Here is a 17,571-nt window from a genome sequence, read left to right as displayed (position 1 = left end):
TTTTGATTTTTTTTGATTTTTTGGACCAAAAGAAATATCTTCGCGCGGAGTTTCGCCCAAAATTTGAGTATCCGCTTCCTGAAAAACAAGTCCAGCTTCTGCAAAAGAATAAATTTTTCCGGAAGTCGGCTTTTCAAGCCCGGCGATAATGTTCATAAGGACACTTTTTCCTGAGCCGTTTTCTCCGCCAATCACAGTAACCGAACCTTCATCAATCTGAAAAGAAACATTGTTCAAGGCGGTTTTATTGCCTTCAGAAGTCGTGTAAATTTTCGTGATGCTGTCGATTACGATTTTATTCATCTTTTTCCGGCTCGTAAAGATACATTGCAACAACCGGACGAAGTTTTAACGAAATCAAGATTACAAAAATTGCTTTAACAAAATCAACCGCCAAAAAAGGAGCAAAAAAAGCCGCAAAAAAAAGTTTTACAGCACCCAAAACTCCAAGTTCTGAGTTTTTAAAAGCTATTACATAGAAAACTTCAGGAAGATAAAGAACAAGCATGCCAATAAAAACTGCCAAAGAAAGGCGGATTATGCCTTTTACGGTGATGTGCTTTTCTATAACTGACGGACGGCCAGAAATCATACCAGCTACAAGCGCTCCGATAACCCAGCCGATGCGAAAGCCACCGTTAATATTCATCAAAACCTGAAAACCGCCTTGACCGCCAGAAAAAACAGGCAGGCCGATAACACCGACTGCAAAAAAAAGCGCGGTCGGAGCAGCGCCCAAAAGTCCGCCCAAAAGAACAGCGGTCATAACACAAAGCGCATTTTGAATTACAATGCCACTTGCAATTCCTGGAATTGGAATTCTAAAAAAACTTGAAGCGCAGATAATTGCCGCAAAAAAAGCAACAATTGCAGAACGAAGAATTGATTTATTCATTTTAAATGTAAACCTCTTTATTTAAAAATATGGTTTACATTTTACAAAAAAACAAAGAATTGTCAACTTAAAGAAAAGGTCTAACGGCGGCGTTTTTGTGTCAAAAGCAAAAGCCTTACAAAATTTCCAATTGCTCCAAGCGCGCTTGCAACGTATGTCATTGCCGCTGCCCACAAAACTTCGCGTGCGCCAGAAAGTTCTTCCTTGTCAGTAAAAACTCCAGCACCTTTTAAAATTTTCAGTGCTCTCCAAGAAGCATTAAACTCAACAGGAAGAGTAACAATATAAAAAAGAGTTGCGCAGGCAAAAAGCAAAAGTCCGATATTCGTAATCATTTGGAAAAAAGGCATATAAGACTCAACTTGTGCAGAATAGCCGAAGCCAAGACCAGCAAGCGCAAGAACAGGACCAAGCGCAGACCCCAAATTTGCAACAGGAACAAGCAATCGCCTAAAAGCAAGAGGAAAATAACCGGTATTATGCTGAATTGCGTGTCCGGTTTCGTGAGCAGCCACTCCAACGGCAGCAACCGACGCACTCGAATAAGTCGCCTCGCTCAAGCTCAAAATTTTATCTGTCGGATTATAATTATCGGTAAGAGAACCTTTTATACGGGCAATCTTTACGTCTGTAATTCCATTTGCCTTAAGCAAAATTGCAGCCGCCTGCGCTCCAGTTATGCCTTTTTTTGTCAGAATTTTGTCGTATTTTGAAAAACGGATTTTTACGGCAGATTGCGCCCAAAGTCCCAAAAGCAGAGCTGGAACAGCAAAAACAAGGTATGTTAAATCTAACCCACCATAATAAAACATAAATTCTCCAGTCTAAATACAAATTGTATTTTCGCAAAAAGCCCCGGCTAATACAGCCGGATCAAATTTTATCAGCCGATTTTAAAAAGTTTTTCAATATCTTTCTGGCGAACAACAAGAACATTGCATCTTGCGCTGCCAATAATGTCCATATTTGTTGAACTTGCCCTGTCGCGTGCAACTTCGCTCGAAAGCGATGAAGCCGAATGTTCTTTTCCGCCAAGCAAAATAAGGTCGGCATCAAAATCGTCCGCTGCATGCAGAATTTCTGACCATGGGCTTCCCTTTCTAAGTTCAGTTTCGACTTTTACACCTTTGATTTTTGCAAAAGTAACAATTTGCTCAAGATATTTTTTTCCGTCATCAAGAAGATTTTCTTCATACTTTTGACTTTCAGTTTTAAGGAAGAATTTGCTCATGCTCAGGAATTTGAGAGCCGCAGTATCAACGACATAAACTGCTTTTAGAGAACATTTATACTGCTTTGCAAGGAGAATCGCATACATAGCCGCATGAAGCGACTGGTCTGAACCGTTAACAGCAACTACAATTTTTTGAAATAAAGGTTTTATCATTATGACTTCCTGTTTTTCAAAGATTTTAAAACGAAAGTATTTTCGCGCTCACGCTCTTCAAGAACACTTTCGATATAAATCTTTGTATCCTTCGTCTGAGGAATAACCATCTTGTCCAAGGCATTTACACGCCGCTGAGTTTTCTTTACTTCGCCTGCAAGCCGCCATGCGACCGTGCGAATGCTCGCCATATTTGTAAGCAACTTTAACAAGTTAAAGAATTCTACCATAACTTTATCGCTGTCTGCAAATGATTCCATAAAAGAATAGAATAACTGCTGCTTTGGAAGCTCAACTTCAATCGAATTAAAGCTCATTCCACCAGCAGTAATTGTCTTGTCCTTCATTTTAAAATCATACTTTACAGCGTGGGCAATCCGCTCTACACGGTCGCCGCCTACTGTCTTAAGCATATTCTTTAATGCAGGATAAGCTTTTGCATACTCTTTATCAATTTGCGATTCAAGAAGTTTTACGCGTTCAACCATGTGCATAAGTTCCATTACCAGAATTTCACGCTTTTGCTCGAGCAGCTCATAACCGTTTTGAGCGGAAGCTAGCTGCTCTTTTATTGCGAGAAGATTAGATTTTGTCGGTGCGACATTTAACTTTGCCATCAGTTCTACTCTTCATCTTTTGGAAGATATTTTTCAATAAATTCCGGTTTAATTCTATAAAGTTCGTTCTGTGGAAGCAATTTTAAAAGTTTCCAGCCCAAATCAAGAGTTTCTTCAATAGAGCGGTTTTCGTATTCGCCCTGAGAGAAGAACTGGCTTTCAATCGCATCTCCAAACGCCAAATACTGCTTGTCAACGCTGCTCAATTCCTCTTCGCCAATAATCGCTGCAAGAGAACGGATTGACTTTACTTTTGAATAAGATGCAAACAGCTGGCTCGAAACACTAGCATGGTCTTCCCGTGTCATTCCGTCGCCAATACCGTCTTTCATAAGCCGGCTCAAACTTGGCAAGGCGCTGACTGGCGGATAAACACCGCTCTGACTCAATTCACGGCTCAAAACAATCTGCCCCTCAGTAATGTATCCGGTCAAGTCAGGAATTGGATGCGAAATGTCATCGTTCGGCATAGTCAAAATCGGAATCTGGGTAATAGAACCGTTTGAACCCTTTATTTTTCCGGCACGTTCATAAAGTTCTGCAAGGTCAGAATAAAGATAGCCAGGATAACCTTTTCTTCCAGGAACTTCACCGCGAGTTGTAGAAATTTCGCGCAAAGCTTCGCAGTAGTTCGTCATATCAGTCATTACGACAAGAACATGCATTCCCTTTTTAAATGCCAGATATTCGGCAGCAGTAAGAGCACATCGAGGCGTAATAATTCGTTCAATCGAAGGAGCGTCTGCCAAAGACTGGAACATAACAACCTTTGAAAGAACACCGCTTTCCTCAAACGAATTTATAAAGAACTGCGCCTGATCGTATTTAATTCCCATTCCCGCAAAGACCATTACAAACTGCTCGTCAGAATTGCGGATTTTTGCCTGACGAATAATCTGAGCCGCAAGCCTGTTATGAGGAAGTCCATTTCCAGAAAAAATCGGAAGTTTCTGACCGCGAATCAAAGTGTTCATGCCGTCAATCGAAGAAATTCCTGTCTGAATAAAATCCCTTGGATAAACGCGAGCAAACGGATTCATCGGCATTCCGTTTACATCAACTTTTTCAGAAGAAACAATCGGCGGAAGTCCGTCAATCGGCTCTCCAAGACCATTAAAAATACGTCCCAAAAGCCCTTCGCCAACACGAAGTTCCATCGGTTCGTCCAAAAATTCAACCGAAGTTTCGTTCAAATCCAAACCAGTCGTTGTTCCGAAAATCTGTACAATTGCAGTATCTTCGTTCAAATCAATTACACGGCCAGTTTTTTTGTCGCCATTGCGGTCACGAATATAAACGATTTCGTTATAAAAAATATTTTCGCTGCGTTTTACAACAACAATCGGACCGTCAACCGAATTCAGACCTTTATATTCTACGCCTTTCATTTTTTCTCCAAATTTTAAAAGCAACCAAAGTTTTTCAATTTTGAGGGGAGAAGTCTCTCCCCTAGGTTCGCACTTCGTTGCTCACACACCCCACTCTGCGGGGAACTTCCCCGCAACACCCCTGGAAGTCGTCCTTAAACTTTTGAGTACATCCGTTCAAGTCCGCCCATCTGCTGTTCAAAACGGCTTTCCGTTTCTTTTATCATTTCGAGCTTATCGTTTGGAACAGTTGTCTTCAGGCGGACAATTTCTTCCTTAACAGGAAGAGCGTTCACCTTAGACAGCGGAGCACCGGCTTTTATTACGGCTGCGCCACGGTTGTAAAATTCCATCATCAAAAGCAAAATCTGAATCTGCTTTTCAGGAACAGAATAAACGTCAATCGCGTCAAAAGCATTCTGCTGCAAAAATCCGTTTTTAATCATGTCCGCAACGATAAGAACAATGCGCTCATAGTCAGGCAAGGCATCTGGTCCAATCAAACGAACAATAGATTGAAGTTTTTGCTCTTTTTTAAGAAGTTCAAGCGCTTCAAGCCTAACCTTTGCCCAGCGCGGATCAAGATTATCCCACCATTCTTTTACTTCGTCAGCATATTCAGAATAAGAATCAATCCAGCCAATCGCAGGATAGTGCCGGGAATTTGCAAGCTCTCTGTCCAAAGCCCAGAAACAGCGGATAAAACGCTTTGTGTGCTGTGTTACAGGCTCAGAAAAATCTCCTCCTGGAGGCGAAACTGCGCCGATTACAGAAACAGAACCTTCCTGTCCGCAAAGGGCATCTACGCGGCCAGCCCGTTCATAAAACGAAGCAAGCCGGCTCGGAAGATAAGCAGGAAAACCTTCCTCAGCAGGCATTTCTTCCATACGGCCAGAAAGTTCACGCAAGGCTTCTGCCCAGCGCGAAGTTGAATCTGCCATTATTGCAACGTGCATTCCCATGTCGCGGTAATACTCGGCAAGAGTAATTCCCGCATAAAGAGAAACTTCCCTGGCAGCAACCGGCATATTTGAAGTATTTGCAATAAGAATCGTTCTTTCCATAAGCGAGCGGCCGGTTCTAGGGTCGATCAAGCTAGGAAATTCTGTAAGAACGTCGGTCATTTCGTTTCCGCGCTCTCCACAACCGATATAAACGATTAAATCCGCATCGCACCATTTTGCGATTGCGTGCTGCGTCATTGTTTTTCCTGTACCAAATCCACCAGGAATTGCAGCTGTGCCTCCTTTTGAAAGCGGAAAGAAAACATCAATTACGCGCTGGCCTGTAACCAAAGGCTGGCTTACAGTCAATTTTTTTGCAAAAGGACGAGGAGTTCTTAAAGACCAGTAATGGCTCAAACGAATTTCTTCATCGAGTTCAGTTTTAGCAATAACGTCGTCGACAGTATAATCTCCGCTTCCCTTAAAAGAAACAAGAACACGTCCGCGAACCTGCGGTGGAACCATAATTTTATGTAAAATCGACTGAGTTTCTTGTACAGTTCCAAGCACAAAACCAGGTTTTATCGGAGTTCCTTCTTTTACACATTCGCAGGCATCAAAATGCCAAATTTTATTTGCGTCAATCGGCTCGCTTCTCTGTCCTGGAATCAAAAATGCTCCAGATTCTTTGTACATAGCTTCGAGAGGACGCTGAATTCCATCATAAATTGTTCCGACAAGTCCAGGACCAAGTTTTAAGGAAAGAGGCCGTTCGTTAGAAACAACATCTTCTCCAATCTTCATTCCAGTATCGTCTTCGTAAACCTGAATTGTGGCAATGCCTTTATTCTGACGAATGATTTCGCCGATTATTTTCTTTTCGCCAACATCAACAACATCATAAAGACCGCAACCTTCAAGGCCTTCAGCATAAACAATCGGTCCTGAAATTCTAGTTATTTTTCCTTTTATCATTCCGGGAGCCTTCCTCCGAACAATGTTGATGAGAGTTCGTATGAATATTTATCTTTTAATTCGCGCACAAGCTCATCTATTGTAAGACGAACAATCACGGAATTTTTTTCATCGCTTTTAAGAATCATTCCTTCGTGGATTTCATTTCCTTTTACAGATTCTTCTCCACTTTTTTCAAACTGAATTGCTTCATATCCTGTAATATTTTTTGCAAATGCTTTTTCTACAACTTTTCTAGCATCTGCCTCTTCAAGACCGCCAAAATAACTGACAGCAATTTTTTTATTTTCTAACGCAAATTTACACTTTTCAAGTTTATTTTCGAGCAAAGACAGGCGTTTTTCTTTTCCAATTGAATTAAAATATTCGTTCATAGCCTTGCAAACCTGTTCATTGTAGAAAGCAACAAGGAACCTTTCTTTTTCGAGAGGAATATATGCATCCGCATTTTTTTCCAAAAGAGAAAGTTTGTTTTTATATACGGATAATTTTTCCTCAACAGCTTTTTTTACGCGTTCATCAACGCCTGCAATAATTGACTTTGCCTCACTCTCTGCCTTAGCGACAATTCTGTCCGCTTTTTTTCGAGCATCGGCTTCAATTTCTTTGTCGAGTATTTCAGTTGATCTAAGTTCTTCCATTTTTTAATTCCCGTAAAATCAGGCTTTGCCTGAGTCAAAATCTACACAGAAATACCAACTGCTTCGCGAATCGAATCAGTAAGGGATTTTTTTCCCTGCAGATGTCCGTTCAGCGGAGGAATTTCAACAATAAGCGGAAACTGAGCACTTTTCTGCCAGGCCAGCACTTCCTGTTCAAGCATGGCAGAAACATCCTCTGACAAAATCAAGACTTTCGGTCGCTCATCAACAGGCAAAGAATTCTCGCCGCCATGACCGGTTACACGGTTAAATGCATCAAGAGCTTCTTTTCTGTTAAGGGCAACTGCACCGTCAACTCCGACGAGTTTAAAAGCCAGAACAAGTTCCCGCTGAGCAATCGTAAAGTATTCCATAATTTTCGTTTACTAAAAACCTAGAGAATGATAATTAAAAGTGCAACAAGGAAGCCCCAAAGACAAATACCTTCCGCAAGACCAACAAAAGGAAGAGCTTTTCCTGAAAGTTCAGCATTTTCGCTCATAGCGCCCATTGCCGCAGCACCGATTTTTCCTACTGCCATACCGCCGGCAATACATGCAAGTGCAACTGCAAAAGCCGCAGCTACATATTTTATAGCACTAGAGTTGCTGTCAGCCTTAGCTTCTACAGTTGAAGTCTGAGCTTCTGCAACAGTCTGTGTAGCAGCAGGAGTTTCTGATTCCTGAGCAAACAAGCCAGCTACTGTAAAACAAAGCAAAGCAGCTGCCAACGCAATAATTTTTTTGTTCATATTTTTACCTCACAAAAAATTTATTTAATTACCAGGGGTTTTAAACTAACTTCAAAACCTCTATTTATATGTAAACGCAAAAGGAACAAATTCCTTTCCCGTTTCATTGAAAAACTTTGAGAAAAATTCATAATATTGAAGACGAATAACCTGAATTGCAACAATCATTCCCTCAAGAACAACAACAATCCCGTTTCCAATAATCAATATCAAAACCTGTGCAAAACCTGCCGGAGCAATACTGCACATTTTTTCAATAATAAATCCCAAAACCGCGTGTGCAAGAGCAAAAGCGCCGACACGGACAAAGCTAATTGAATTAGAAAGATAAGAAGAAACAACTTCTATCAATTCAACCGTGCCACCAATTATTACACCGCCAATTCCGCCTTCAACAGCTGGCTTTTCTCCGTCAAAAAATCTTTCAAAAGGCTCGCCAAAAGCTGCAAAAAACAGAGTAACGGCAATAAAAATCCAGTCAAAAGTTGTCGGAGAATGATGCGCAAAGCCAATCCTCAAAGCAAAGATTACGACATACCAAAACCAAAGCGCTCCTGCGATTCCAGTTTTTCCGAAAATCGCGCTTCCGTATTTTTTGCATGAAAACTTGTTGATAATGTTTATTAAAAGTCCAATCGAGTTTATTACAAAACCAACTGCCATTGTAAAACCGAAAATTCCAAAAATGATTCCGATTGCATTTGCCGATTCCCAGAATTTCATTTCAAGAATCGGGTAGCGGCTTTCTCCAAAAAGTCCGGTAATAAACATCGAGATAGGTTTCATTATTCCTTCGGTCGCAAAAAATTCGCCTGTTAAAATTCCCATAATCATACTTGAACAGCCGATTGCCATAAAAATCGGAGCAAATTTATTCCATCCGCCGATTTTTACAACTTTTGCTGACATTAAAATTCCAACGAGCAAGAAAACAAAGCCCTGGCCGGCATCGCCAAACATAATCCCAAAAAGCAAAGTAAAGAACAGCGCAACAAACGGAGTAGGATCTATTGTTCCATAAGCCGGGGAGCCGTAACTAAAAATCATTCTCTCAAAAGAACTAATCAGTTTTCCGTGATGCAATTTTACTGGAACTTTTTCTTCTCCAGTCTGAACAGAGGGAACTTCGCTCGGCTCAAAAAGACGAATTGCAATTCTTCCTTCAGAAAGTTTATCGAGTTCTGTCATCATGGAATGGCAGTCGTTTTCAGGAATCCAGCCTGTAAGACGGTAAACCAGATCAGTTGACTCAAGGCTGTTCTCCAAAAGTTTAATTTGAGCGGCAATTGAGAACTGGCACAAAAATTTTTTAAGAAAATCTGCATGGGTTTTTGCAATATTGTGCTTTTCTTCTTCGATATTCTCAAAAATCTTAGTTTTTTCCTTTACCTGCTGCTGCAGACTTTTTAAGACATCGTCTGGAACACCTTTAAAGTCGCTAGGAATTTCCATATTTACAAAACCGTGCTTGCGCAGTTCACTGTCAAGAGAAAAACGGCCTTTTTTAGAAGTTGCCGCAAGGATTTTTGACTTATCAGAACCAAGAGGGACAATTACAGCCCTTTGTCCAACATCAAAAACCAGCTCGTCAAAAATAGCAGGATCTATTTTTCCAATACGGAGCGACAAAAAAGAAAGATGCTCCAATTCGCTGTAAGGAACTTTTAAATTTGAAAAAGAAAGTGCTTCCTTATAAGCATCTTGAACACGCTTAAGCTCATCATCAGCATCGCGTTCTTTTTTCTGCAAAACGTCCACAGTATAAAGAAATTTCTGGCACAACACTCTGTCGTATTCAGAAGGACGTGTCGAGGCCTGCAAATCTTCGGTTGTAACATCCGGCAAATTCAAAAATGAACGTACATTTTTTAGTTTTGAAAGAATATCCTCGTCAGGGTTTGAAATAGAATGATTTAATTCAAGTTTCTGCTGAAACTGAAAATTTCCTTTTTTACCAAGAAATTCAACAACTTCATCAATGTCTTCTTTTAGAACCATCAATTCGACAAGACGCATTTTTGCAGTTTTTGCCATTATTCGCCTCCAAGCCTTAACTCTTCCGTCACATGGCGGATATTATTCAATTCGTCCTGCTTTATCTTAAAAAAGCAGACAAGAGACAGAGAAGTAAGCGGATATTTATGAAAAGCTGTAGAATATTTTTTTACGAGATCTGTGCGGAAAGAATTTTCCAGCCAACGCGGATCAACTTCCCAAATAACGCCTTCCTCGTGCGGATTCAGCATTTTGCTGTACTTCCATGTTTTCCATTCATCAAAATTAGAAATATCTTTGCTTAAAATTTTCAATGCTTCGCCAGCAAAAACATCAGTTTCGGCTGATTTTGGATTTTCAAAAAAAAGCTTTTGACAGATGCTTTCATTGTCCATTTTGTAATAAATTTTTAGGCGGAGCGCCCAGACAATATTCCGGATTTTAATTTCTTCGACAACAAGAGATTTTATTTGAACTCTTACAGCCTGTTCAGAAACGCAGGCGTCTTTCCAAAGGTTGTGCAGATATTGAAAATCAAGCTTTGTGTCTAAAACCTGCTGTTCGGAAATATCAGGAACTTTGTTATACCAAGAAAGCTCGTCTTTTTCGGTGATTTTTGCAAGATTCGGCCAATTTTTGTAATTTAAAAGAGAATATTTTCCCAAATCGATTACTTCGGGACATTTTGTTTCCTTCATACACAAAGCGCCGGCAAGCATCTTTAAATTACTATAATCATAAAGCCGAAGCAAGGTTAGAAGAATTTTTTGAGGATGGGCATAACACTCGACAAGCTGGCAATACTGTTCTACAAAAATAAAAACTGATTTTTCTTCAATTTTTTTGGCAAGCAAATTTTCAGGAATTGCAGGAACTTCGGATTTAAAAAGAAGACCATAAAGTTCTGTCAGAGATTTTGCAGAATACAGTCTGTCCGCATTTTTTCCAGAATAGGAATTGGCCAGTATTCCGGATACTTTTGCATAAACATAAGCATCTGCAGCAGATTTATCCATCATACCGCACCGCCATCTATTTTTGCAAAACCAAATTATTCATAAGATTGCTAAAAGCAACCTTATCCTGAACTGACTGATAAATATTCTCTTTGTAAGAGTTTATTTCAGAAACAATGTTTTCGTTTATTTTCGCAGACTTTTCCTTGAAAGATTTTTCAAGTTCTGCAGATTGAATATTAAATTTTGAAAGATAATCCTGCTCTGCCTTTGCTTTTGCAGAATTCAAAATTTCGGCTGCTTTATTCTGAGCATCAACGGTAAAAGAAGAAGCGATATTTTCAACTTCAAGAAGATGTTCAATTACATTTGACTCATTTTCTTCCATGACTTCAGCCTCCTCAGACTGCCTCTTCTGTCTGCAAAATCAAGTTGTAGGCTTCAGACTGCGACTGACACGAAACAAGTTTATCAACAAATCCGTTTTTTTGAATAAGAAGTGCTAATGATTTTAAAATCTGAATATGCTTTTCTGTCTGTCCGTTTCCTGCAAGAAGCATAAAAACAACATGAACAGGCGAACCGTCGAGAGAATCGTAATCGATTCCGTTTTTGCTGATACCAATAGCACCAATTGTACCATTTACAGAAGGCGCAAAAGCATGAGGAACAGCAACAGAATGCATAATTCCAGTGCTCATCTGAGCTTCACGTTCTTCGAGCGCAGAAAGAACTTCTGCCCTGTCAAAATCAGGATGCAATGAATGAATGGCTTCTACCATTTCTTCAAACAGCTCGTCTTTTTCTGTACTCTCCAGACCAATAATGATGCTTTCCTTTGTAAAAACATTCTCAAGAACCATTACTATCCCCTTAGTTTTCTGAATTATTTGAATATCAGAAAATCGATTTTTTTAAATACTATTTTAAGGCAGATTTTAACTTAAAAAAATCAAAACCTGCCTTTTAATTTTATTCTGCAGCAGCTTCTTTCCACCAGTCAGAAGAGTCCGCTGTAGTTTTTTCTACTTCTGGAGCAACTTCTTCAGTAGAAACTTTCCCCTCTGCCTGAGCAGCTTTTAAAAGTTCTGAATCAGAAGAAAGTTTTTTAGAAGGAAGAACTTTTGCAAGAGCCAAAGTTACAACAAAGAAAAGAATTGCAAGAACAACAGTAGTCTTTGTAAGAATTGAAGCAGAATGTGATCCAAATGCAGCTGAGTTTCCGCCGCCCAAAAGTCCGCCCATTCCGCTGCTGTTTTCGTCCTGTACGAGAACCAAAAGAACCAAAAGAGCACAGATAATTACAAATGCTACCAACAAAACAACTTTCATTTATTTCTCCAAAATGCTGGCAGATAATTCCCAGCTACTTTTTAATTGCAGATTGCATTTTATCGAAATATAAACAAACTGTCAATTTATTGCTATAGAGTATAGAAGAAAAAAGCTTCTCGCTATCGGGCAAGGGATAGCAGCACCGCAAGGCGTCCGGCGTCTGCCGGATGGAGCGCGAAGACGCGGAAGTGCGGATAGCCCGGTTTTTGCCAAAGGCAAAAATGCCTCCAGCTTGCAAAATAAAAAAATTAACCGTTACAGATTGGAATAAAAGTTTCCGCCTTTAACGAGGCTCCGCCGATTAAACCGCCGTCAACGTCGCTTTGAGCAAGAAGCTCCTTGTAGTTTTTTACGTTCATTGAGCCGCCGTACTGAATTATGATATTGTCGGCCGCTTCCTGATCATACATTTTTGCAATTACTTTTCTTGCATAAGAATGGATTTGCTGAGCGTCTTCTGGAGTTGCAGTTTTTCCGGTTCCGATTGCCCAGACAGGCTCGTAAGCAATAGTCACATGCGAAAGCTGTTCTTTTGAAACGCCCATGAGAGCTGAATTCAACTGGCGTTCGCACACTTTTTCGGCACGGCCTACCTCGCGCTGAGCCAAAAGCTCTCCAATGCAGATTATTACGTCAAGACCGGCGGCAAGCGCTCTTGTAACTTTCATATTTATAAGTTCGTCGCATTCGCCAAATTCGTAACGGCGTTCTGAATGTCCTAAGATTACAACCTGAACACCAAGATCCCTGAGCATTGCGACAGAAATTTCTCCAGTATGAGCGCCATTGTCTGTAGCGGCGCAGTTTTGTGCTCCAAGAAGAATATTTGTTCCTTTTACAAGCTGAGAAACAAGATCAAGATAAACAAATGGAGGTGCAATCATCACTTTATTTTTGCAGTCTTTTAACTGGACTACAAGCTCTTTTACGAGGGCAACTGTTCCCTCGCGATCCATGTTCATCTTCCAGTTTCCAGCTACATAAGTTGTACGCATTTTTAATTTCTCCCATAAAAAGTCAAGATTAAAACTTCAGTCTTAGGATTGACTCTTTATTGCAATTTCGTAGCAAAGTGAGAAATTGCAGTTGATTAGTAAGTTTGCCAACGCAAACTTGTAAAGATAAAAACAGGCGCCATTTTCTGCTGTTTTTATCTTACCTCCTAAAAGCACTATCGTCTTGAATTTTTATTTTATTGCTTATTTTGATATATGTCAAAATAATTGGTTTTTACGTTTTGAACTGAATATTTGAATATGGCTGAACGAAATTTTGAAAAAAGAGAGCCGTAATTTATCTGTTTATTTTGAATAAAAAAAGCCGCATCATAAAAAAGTAGACGATGCGGTTTTTTTTAGATTATTTTAAAAATCTATTTTGAGGCCAGTTATTTTGTAGCCAAAATCGGTCGTAAACCGGCAAGCGGTTTAGTTATCGAGTTTCGGCAAGCGAAACTCGCACGCAATCTTAGCCTGCAAACAAAATTATTTTGTCGCCAAAATAGCAATTCCTGGCAATGTCTTTCCTTCCAAGAATTCAAGCGAAGCACCGCCGCCTGTTGAAACGTGGCTCATCTTGTCTGCAAGGTGGAACTTGTTCACAGCAGCAACAGAGTCTCCGCCACCAACAACAGTCATTGCGCCGCGTCCAGTCGCCTCTGCAACAAGGTTCGCGACAGCTTCCGTTCCCTTTGCAAACGCGTCAAATTCAAATACGCCTACAGGTCCGTTCCATACAACAGATTTCGCTGTTGAAAGAACTTCTTTGTAAAGCTCAAGAGTTTTCGGACCAACATCCATAGCCATAAGATTGTCAGGAATGTCAACACCGTCAACAGCAACCGGAGTAGCGTTAGCGTCAAATTTATCCGCGGCAACGTGGTCAACAGGAAGAACAATCTTCACGCCTTTTGCCTCAGCGTCTTTCAAAAGTTTTTTAGCTGTGTCGATAAAGTCATCCTCAACCAAAGAGATTCCAACTTTGTGCCCCTGAGCCTTCAAGAATGTGTAAGCCATTCCGCCGCCGATAATCAAGGCAGAAGCGTTCTTCAAGAGGCTTTCCAAGACAGCGATTTTTGAAGAAACCTTTGCGCCGCCGATAATTGCCACCTGCGGTTTTGGAGGATTTGTAACCATTGGCTGGATATATTTAACTTCTTTTTCCATCAAGAATCCGCCGACTGGCTGCTCTTTCATAAATTTAGCGATTGTCGCTGTGGAAGCCTGATCGCGGTGAGCAGTTCCGAAAGCGTCGTTTACAAAAATATCTCCGTAAGTAGCGAGTTCTTTCGCCATTGTCTCACGTTCAGAAGCGTCTTTTGAAGTTTCTTCTTTATGGAAGCGGACATTTTCGAGCATTGCAACTGCGCCTTCAGGAAGAGCGTCGATTGCGGCTTTCTGTCCGAGAGCGTCCGGCAAGAAAGTTACAGGCTTTCCAAGCTTTGAAGCAAAATACTCAACAACAGGCTTCATTCTGTTTTTTCCGTTGATGAATTTTTCAGAATCTGCTTCTGTCCAAGCTTTTCCGGCTTTTTCAGCCTTCTCTTTTGCTTTTTTCACATCTTTGTTCGGGTCTCCGAGATGGCTCATCAGAACAAGCGAGCGCGGATTCTGCTCAAGAATATATTTAATTGTAGGAAGAGCCGCCATAATGCGTGTGTCGTCCTGAACAACACCGTCTTTCATAGGAACGTTAAAATCAACGCGCATGATAATGCGTTTGCCTTTCAAGTCAACGTCTTTTACTGTCTTAATCATCTTATTTCTCCTTTATAAACAGAAATACCGCTTTAAATATAATAATTTCAGGCTGAAAATTCAATAATTTAATTTTTTTAGACAAAAAGGGGAAAGTCTTCCCCTACGGCCGCACTTCGTTGCGCCCTACCCTTTCTACGTAGGGAGCCGTTCGTCGCAGACGAAGAAACTCACGAGGTGAGTTTCTAGGCGAGTCTCGGCGAAAGCTATGCCTGAGCCGCGCCCGTAACGCCCCGCAAAACAATTCCTTATCTCACAAAAAAAAATTGCAGAAATCGAAATTTTCTCAATCCTAAAAACAAAAAACTTTTTCTTCTTATGATATAATTTTCTATTATGAAAAAATTACCAGTTCAAAAAGGCTTCAATCCGACAGAAATAATTTTCGCCTGCACAACTTTGTGCAATCTCCGCTGCGCGCACTGCTTTGTAAACCGGCTTCCGACAAAGCTCAACGCCGGGGACGCAAAAAAGCTGATTCTCTCATGCAAAAAAAATCCTGACTCGCAAATAGACAAAATCGGTTTTTCGGGCGGCGAGCCTTTTCTTGCTCTTGATTTTATGACCGAAACAATAAAATTCGCGCGAAAAAACGACTTTATGTTCGACCAGATTATGACAAACGGCGACTGGTGGAAAACCGAAAGCGACCTGCGCGATACCTTGCAAAAAATCTGCGATGCTGGCTACGACGGAAAAATCGGCGTGAGCTACGACAATTTCCATGCGCAAAAATACGAAAGAATCAGAACATTCTGCAAAACTGTGAACGAGATTTTCGGAGAAGAAAATTTGACAATCCAGGCGGTGGCGGATCCGCTTTTAGATGAAGAAAATTCAGAAAAACTTGAAGCCGAGCTGAACGCGCTTTCCGAAGATTTTGCGGCGGATATTTTTATTCTTCCGCAGACTTTTCAAGGCGACGACGAGCGCGGCTGGCAGAGCAAAAAATGGTTCAATGAAGATTTTTGCGAAGGACCGGGGCAGATTCTCTTTGTCCACCCGACAGGCGACATTGCTCCGTGCTGCGGCTTTGCGAACGAAAACAGCGCGCTTTTTATAGGAAAAATCACCGACAGCTTTGAAAAAATCATGGAAAACGCAAAAGAAAACAAGATGGTTCAAGCCTGTTTTTGCGACGGACTTTTAAAACACGCAAAAAAGCTTGAAAAATCAGGTGAAAAATTTCCATGCAACGCCCGCACTGACGACATCTGCACATTCTGCGGCTGGCTTTGCAACAATTTATAGCTTCGCACTAGACATCAAAATAAAAAAAGAATAGACTAACGTTCTATATGACAAAATGACATTTTTTATCATTGTGTCATTTTTGTGCTTATAGATTTTTTTCACCAAAAAGGTGTTTTACAGGAGAACAAACAATGAAAAAACTCATTGCCTCTACAATTTTTGCAGCAATTTCTGCAAGCTTTATCTTTGCAAGCGGAGTTGAGAACAAGACAAACCTTAGCACAGGCTATTTAAGAAACCCGAGCCGAAACACAGAGAACGAGCGTCCGGAAGCGGCCTTCTACAACATTGCGGGAACTGCTTTTTTGAAGGAAGGACTTTGGATTGGCGGCGGAAACCAGTTTGTCTTCAAGGAATACTCGAACAAGCTCGACACGAATGATTATTACGCAACTGGCGATTATTCTTCACTTGGTATCAAAGACTACAAATCGACAGACGACACGACAGTCTGGCTCTACCCTGACTTGAACGCGGTCTACAAGAAAGGCAGATGGGCAATCTTCTCGAACTTCGGAGTTTACGCAGGCGGCGGCTCGCTTTCTTACGACGAGGGAACAAGCGCGACAACGCTTATGTTCTTGCAGGGCGCGGCAAAAATGAAAGAGGCAGCCGGACAATATAAATTAATGGCGCAAGGCGCAGCAGCAAACTCTGACAATACATCTGCTACAGCATATGCAACTAAGGCATATCAATATGGAGAACTTGCAACAGCTTCTATCAAAATGGCACAAGACCATTCTCTCGATGTAACTTCAATCACATACGGAATCCAGCTTGGAGCGGCTTATCTCGTTACTGACTGGCTCTCGCTTTCTGCGGCTTACCGCTACACAATCGGAACACAGGACATGACTCTTAAATGCAACGATCCAAATTTCAAGACAATAAACGGCAGCAACAAGATTTCATACGACGCTGCAGGCTACGGCCAGAGCATGGTTTTCGGAATCCACGCAAAGCCGCCGGTTGTTCCAAAGCTCGACCTTTCGCTCCAGTACCAGACTTTGAGCCGCATTGAGTACAATGTTGACAACGTAAAAGGAAACATCGCGCAGTATTACGACATCACGAACGACAAGAATTTCCGCACCGATCTTCCGGCAGTTTTGAACCTCGGAGCAGGCTACCACGTTCTTGACAACCTGTATGTAAGCACAAGCTTCAACTACTACTTCAACGACTTTGCCCATCAGGACTCAATCTTGAGCGAGACAGACTACGACAACTCATGGGAAATCGCGCTCGGCGTTGACTACAGATTCTGCAAGTACGTCGGAGCTTCAATCGGAGCAAGCTACGGAAACCAGGGAACAACAGACACTTCAAACTCAACGTTCAACCCTGTCCTTGACAACATCGTAGTCGGCGGAGGATTTGAGATTTACCCGACAGACCAGCTCACAGTGTCTCTCTCGTGCCTCTACGCGAACTACTTTGACACAGACTACTATCTTGGAAGCAAGTCAAGCTCAACAAAGACAGTCCTGAGCAAGGACGTAATCAACGCGGGAATCGGCGTAACATACCACTTCAACTAAGCGCGCAAAAACGCGGATAAAAAAAGCTCCGTTTCGTTATGAAGCGGAGCTTTTTTTTGTTTCGTCATAGTGACGATTGCCGTTCAAGCACTTTTTCTCGATTCGTCATGGTGACGACTGCCGGCAAAATGATTTTTCTGATTTCGTCACGGTG

At 41.2% G+C, this 17,571-nt stretch carries 19 protein-coding genes; 2 read left to right on the top strand and 17 right to left on the bottom strand.

What is annotated here, in order from left to right; translation table 11 throughout:
- The 17 genes from B2X33_RS07680 to B2X33_RS07600 all read right to left on the bottom strand — a co-directional run.
- Positions 1-303: ATP-binding cassette domain-containing protein (locus B2X33_RS07680; RefSeq protein ID WP_296668801.1), on the bottom strand; the 303-nt coding region annotated here is incomplete at its 3' end.
- Positions 296-895 (bottom strand): biotin transporter BioY, encoded by a 600-nt coding sequence (locus tag B2X33_RS07675; protein WP_296668800.1) that lies wholly within the window; start codon positions 893-895, stop codon positions 296-298. The genes B2X33_RS07680 and B2X33_RS07675, both read right to left, overlap by 8 nt.
- An 80-nt stretch (positions 896-975) precedes the next feature.
- A complete protein-coding gene (locus B2X33_RS07670) occupies positions 976-1,707 on the bottom strand; it encodes a zinc metallopeptidase (RefSeq protein ID WP_296668798.1) in 732 nt (243 codons plus the stop codon).
- 71 nt (positions 1,708-1,778) lie between these two features.
- On the bottom strand, positions 1,779-2,282 hold the full coding sequence (locus B2X33_RS07665; protein ID WP_296668797.1) for a universal stress protein: 504 nt from the start codon (positions 2,280-2,282) through the stop codon (positions 1,779-1,781).
- Positions 2,282-2,899, bottom strand: a complete 618-nt coding sequence (locus tag B2X33_RS07660) for a V-type ATP synthase subunit D (protein WP_296668795.1) — start codon at positions 2,897-2,899, stop codon at positions 2,282-2,284. Before B2X33_RS07660 ends, B2X33_RS07665 begins: the two co-directional genes overlap by 1 nt.
- Before the next feature lie 5 nt (positions 2,900-2,904).
- The gene (locus B2X33_RS07655) at positions 2,905-4,287 is read right to left on the bottom strand and encodes a V-type ATP synthase subunit B (protein WP_296668793.1); all 1,383 of its coding nucleotides are present in this window, start codon (positions 4,285-4,287) and stop codon (positions 2,905-2,907) included.
- Positions 4,288-4,421: 134 nt separating this feature from the next.
- A complete protein-coding gene (locus B2X33_RS07650; protein ID WP_296668792.1) occupies positions 4,422-6,185 on the bottom strand; it encodes a V-type ATP synthase subunit A in 1,764 nt (587 codons plus the stop codon).
- Positions 6,182-6,826, bottom strand: coding sequence for a hypothetical protein (locus tag B2X33_RS07645; protein ID WP_296668790.1), 645 nt, complete (start codon positions 6,824-6,826; stop codon positions 6,182-6,184). The genes B2X33_RS07650 and B2X33_RS07645 overlap by 4 nt, the downstream gene beginning before the upstream one ends.
- A gap of 41 nt (positions 6,827-6,867) precedes the next feature.
- A complete protein-coding gene (locus tag B2X33_RS07640) occupies positions 6,868-7,200 on the bottom strand; it encodes a V-type ATP synthase subunit F (RefSeq protein WP_296668789.1) in 333 nt (110 codons plus the stop codon).
- Positions 7,201-7,220: 20 nt separating this feature from the next.
- The gene (locus tag B2X33_RS07635; RefSeq protein ID WP_296668787.1) at positions 7,221-7,577 is read right to left on the bottom strand and encodes an ATP synthase subunit C; all 357 of its coding nucleotides are present in this window, start codon (positions 7,575-7,577) and stop codon (positions 7,221-7,223) included.
- Positions 7,578-7,637: 60 nt separating this feature from the next.
- On the bottom strand, positions 7,638-9,611 hold the full coding sequence (locus B2X33_RS07630; protein ID WP_296668784.1) for a V-type ATP synthase subunit I: 1,974 nt from the start codon (positions 9,609-9,611) through the stop codon (positions 7,638-7,640).
- Positions 9,611-10,591: a V0D/AC39 family V-type ATPase subunit gene (locus B2X33_RS07625; protein WP_296668783.1), complete on the bottom strand. Its 981-nt coding sequence runs from the start codon at positions 10,589-10,591 to the stop codon at positions 9,611-9,613. The genes B2X33_RS07630 and B2X33_RS07625 overlap by 1 nt, the downstream gene beginning before the upstream one ends.
- Before the next feature lie 13 nt (positions 10,592-10,604).
- A complete protein-coding gene (locus tag B2X33_RS07620) occupies positions 10,605-10,916 on the bottom strand; it encodes a hypothetical protein (protein WP_296020204.1) in 312 nt (103 codons plus the stop codon).
- Positions 10,917-10,929: 13 nt separating this feature from the next.
- Positions 10,930-11,391 (bottom strand): PTS sugar transporter subunit IIA, encoded by a 462-nt coding sequence (locus tag B2X33_RS07615; RefSeq protein WP_296020206.1) that lies wholly within the window; start codon positions 11,389-11,391, stop codon positions 10,930-10,932.
- A gap of 109 nt (positions 11,392-11,500) precedes the next feature.
- On the bottom strand, positions 11,501-11,860 hold the full coding sequence (secG, locus tag B2X33_RS07610) for a preprotein translocase subunit SecG (RefSeq protein ID WP_296020209.1): 360 nt from the start codon (positions 11,858-11,860) through the stop codon (positions 11,501-11,503).
- A gap of 251 nt (positions 11,861-12,111) precedes the next feature.
- Positions 12,112-12,858, bottom strand: a complete 747-nt coding sequence (tpiA, locus tag B2X33_RS07605; RefSeq protein WP_296020212.1) for a triose-phosphate isomerase — start codon at positions 12,856-12,858, stop codon at positions 12,112-12,114.
- Positions 12,859-13,347: 489 nt separating this feature from the next.
- On the bottom strand, positions 13,348-14,619 hold the full coding sequence (locus B2X33_RS07600) for a phosphoglycerate kinase (protein WP_296668780.1): 1,272 nt from the start codon (positions 14,617-14,619) through the stop codon (positions 13,348-13,350).
- Positions 14,620-14,955: 336 nt separating this feature from the next.
- Between B2X33_RS07600 and B2X33_RS07595 the strand changes: the two genes are divergently transcribed.
- Both B2X33_RS07595 and B2X33_RS07590 read left to right on the top strand, forming a co-directional pair.
- Positions 14,956-15,870, top strand: a complete 915-nt coding sequence (locus B2X33_RS07595; RefSeq protein WP_296668777.1) for a radical SAM protein — start codon at positions 14,956-14,958, stop codon at positions 15,868-15,870.
- Positions 15,871-16,004: 134 nt separating this feature from the next.
- Positions 16,005-17,417, top strand: coding sequence for an OmpP1/FadL family transporter (locus B2X33_RS07590; RefSeq protein WP_296668776.1), 1,413 nt, complete (start codon positions 16,005-16,007; stop codon positions 17,415-17,417).
- The last annotated feature ends 154 nt before the right edge of the window (positions 17,418-17,571 follow it).

This window comes from Treponema sp. UBA785, from assembly GCF_002297065.1.
Lineage (GTDB): Bacteria > Spirochaetota > Spirochaetia > Treponematales > Treponemataceae > Treponema_D.
Note: the sequence above shows the minus strand (reverse complement) of the source record. Positions and strands in the feature narration are given on the sequence as shown.

Coding starts and splice junctions, on each gene's coding strand:
- B2X33_RS07675 (WP_296668800.1), bottom strand. CDS start 895: ATGAATAAATCAATTCTTCGTTCTGCAATTGTTGCTTTTTTTGCGGCA.
- B2X33_RS07635 (WP_296668787.1), bottom strand. CDS start 7,577: ATGAACAAAAAAATTATTGCGTTGGCAGCTGCTTTGCTTTGTTTTACA.
- B2X33_RS07650 (WP_296668792.1), bottom strand. CDS start 6,185: ATGATAAAAGGAAAAATAACTAGAATTTCAGGACCGATTGTTTATGCT.
- B2X33_RS07590 (WP_296668776.1), top strand. CDS start 16,005: ATGAAAAAACTCATTGCCTCTACAATTTTTGCAGCAATTTCTGCAAGC.
- B2X33_RS07655 (WP_296668793.1), bottom strand. CDS start 4,287: ATGAAAGGCGTAGAATATAAAGGTCTGAATTCGGTTGACGGTCCGATT.
- B2X33_RS07640 (WP_296668789.1), bottom strand. CDS start 7,200: ATGGAATACTTTACGATTGCTCAGCGGGAACTTGTTCTGGCTTTTAAA.
- B2X33_RS07625 (WP_296668783.1), bottom strand. CDS start 10,591: ATGATGGATAAATCTGCTGCAGATGCTTATGTTTATGCAAAAGTATCC.
- B2X33_RS07595 (WP_296668777.1), top strand. CDS start 14,956: ATGAAAAAATTACCAGTTCAAAAAGGCTTCAATCCGACAGAAATAATT.
- B2X33_RS07615 (WP_296020206.1), bottom strand. CDS start 11,391: ATGGTTCTTGAGAATGTTTTTACAAAGGAAAGCATCATTATTGGTCTG.
- B2X33_RS07620 (WP_296020204.1), bottom strand. CDS start 10,916: ATGGAAGAAAATGAGTCAAATGTAATTGAACATCTTCTTGAAGTTGAA.
- B2X33_RS07645 (WP_296668790.1), bottom strand. CDS start 6,826: ATGGAAGAACTTAGATCAACTGAAATACTCGACAAAGAAATTGAAGCC.
- B2X33_RS07670 (WP_296668798.1), bottom strand. CDS start 1,707: ATGTTTTATTATGGTGGGTTAGATTTAACATACCTTGTTTTTGCTGTT.
- B2X33_RS07600 (WP_296668780.1), bottom strand. CDS start 14,619: ATGATTAAGACAGTAAAAGACGTTGACTTGAAAGGCAAACGCATTATC.
- B2X33_RS07630 (WP_296668784.1), bottom strand. CDS start 9,611: ATGGCAAAAACTGCAAAAATGCGTCTTGTCGAATTGATGGTTCTAAAA.
- B2X33_RS07660 (WP_296668795.1), bottom strand. CDS start 2,899: ATGGCAAAGTTAAATGTCGCACCGACAAAATCTAATCTTCTCGCAATA.
- B2X33_RS07665 (WP_296668797.1), bottom strand. CDS start 2,282: ATGATAAAACCTTTATTTCAAAAAATTGTAGTTGCTGTTAACGGTTCA.
- secG (WP_296020209.1), bottom strand. CDS start 11,860: ATGAAAGTTGTTTTGTTGGTAGCATTTGTAATTATCTGTGCTCTTTTG.
- tpiA (WP_296020212.1), bottom strand. CDS start 12,858: ATGCGTACAACTTATGTAGCTGGAAACTGGAAGATGAACATGGATCGC.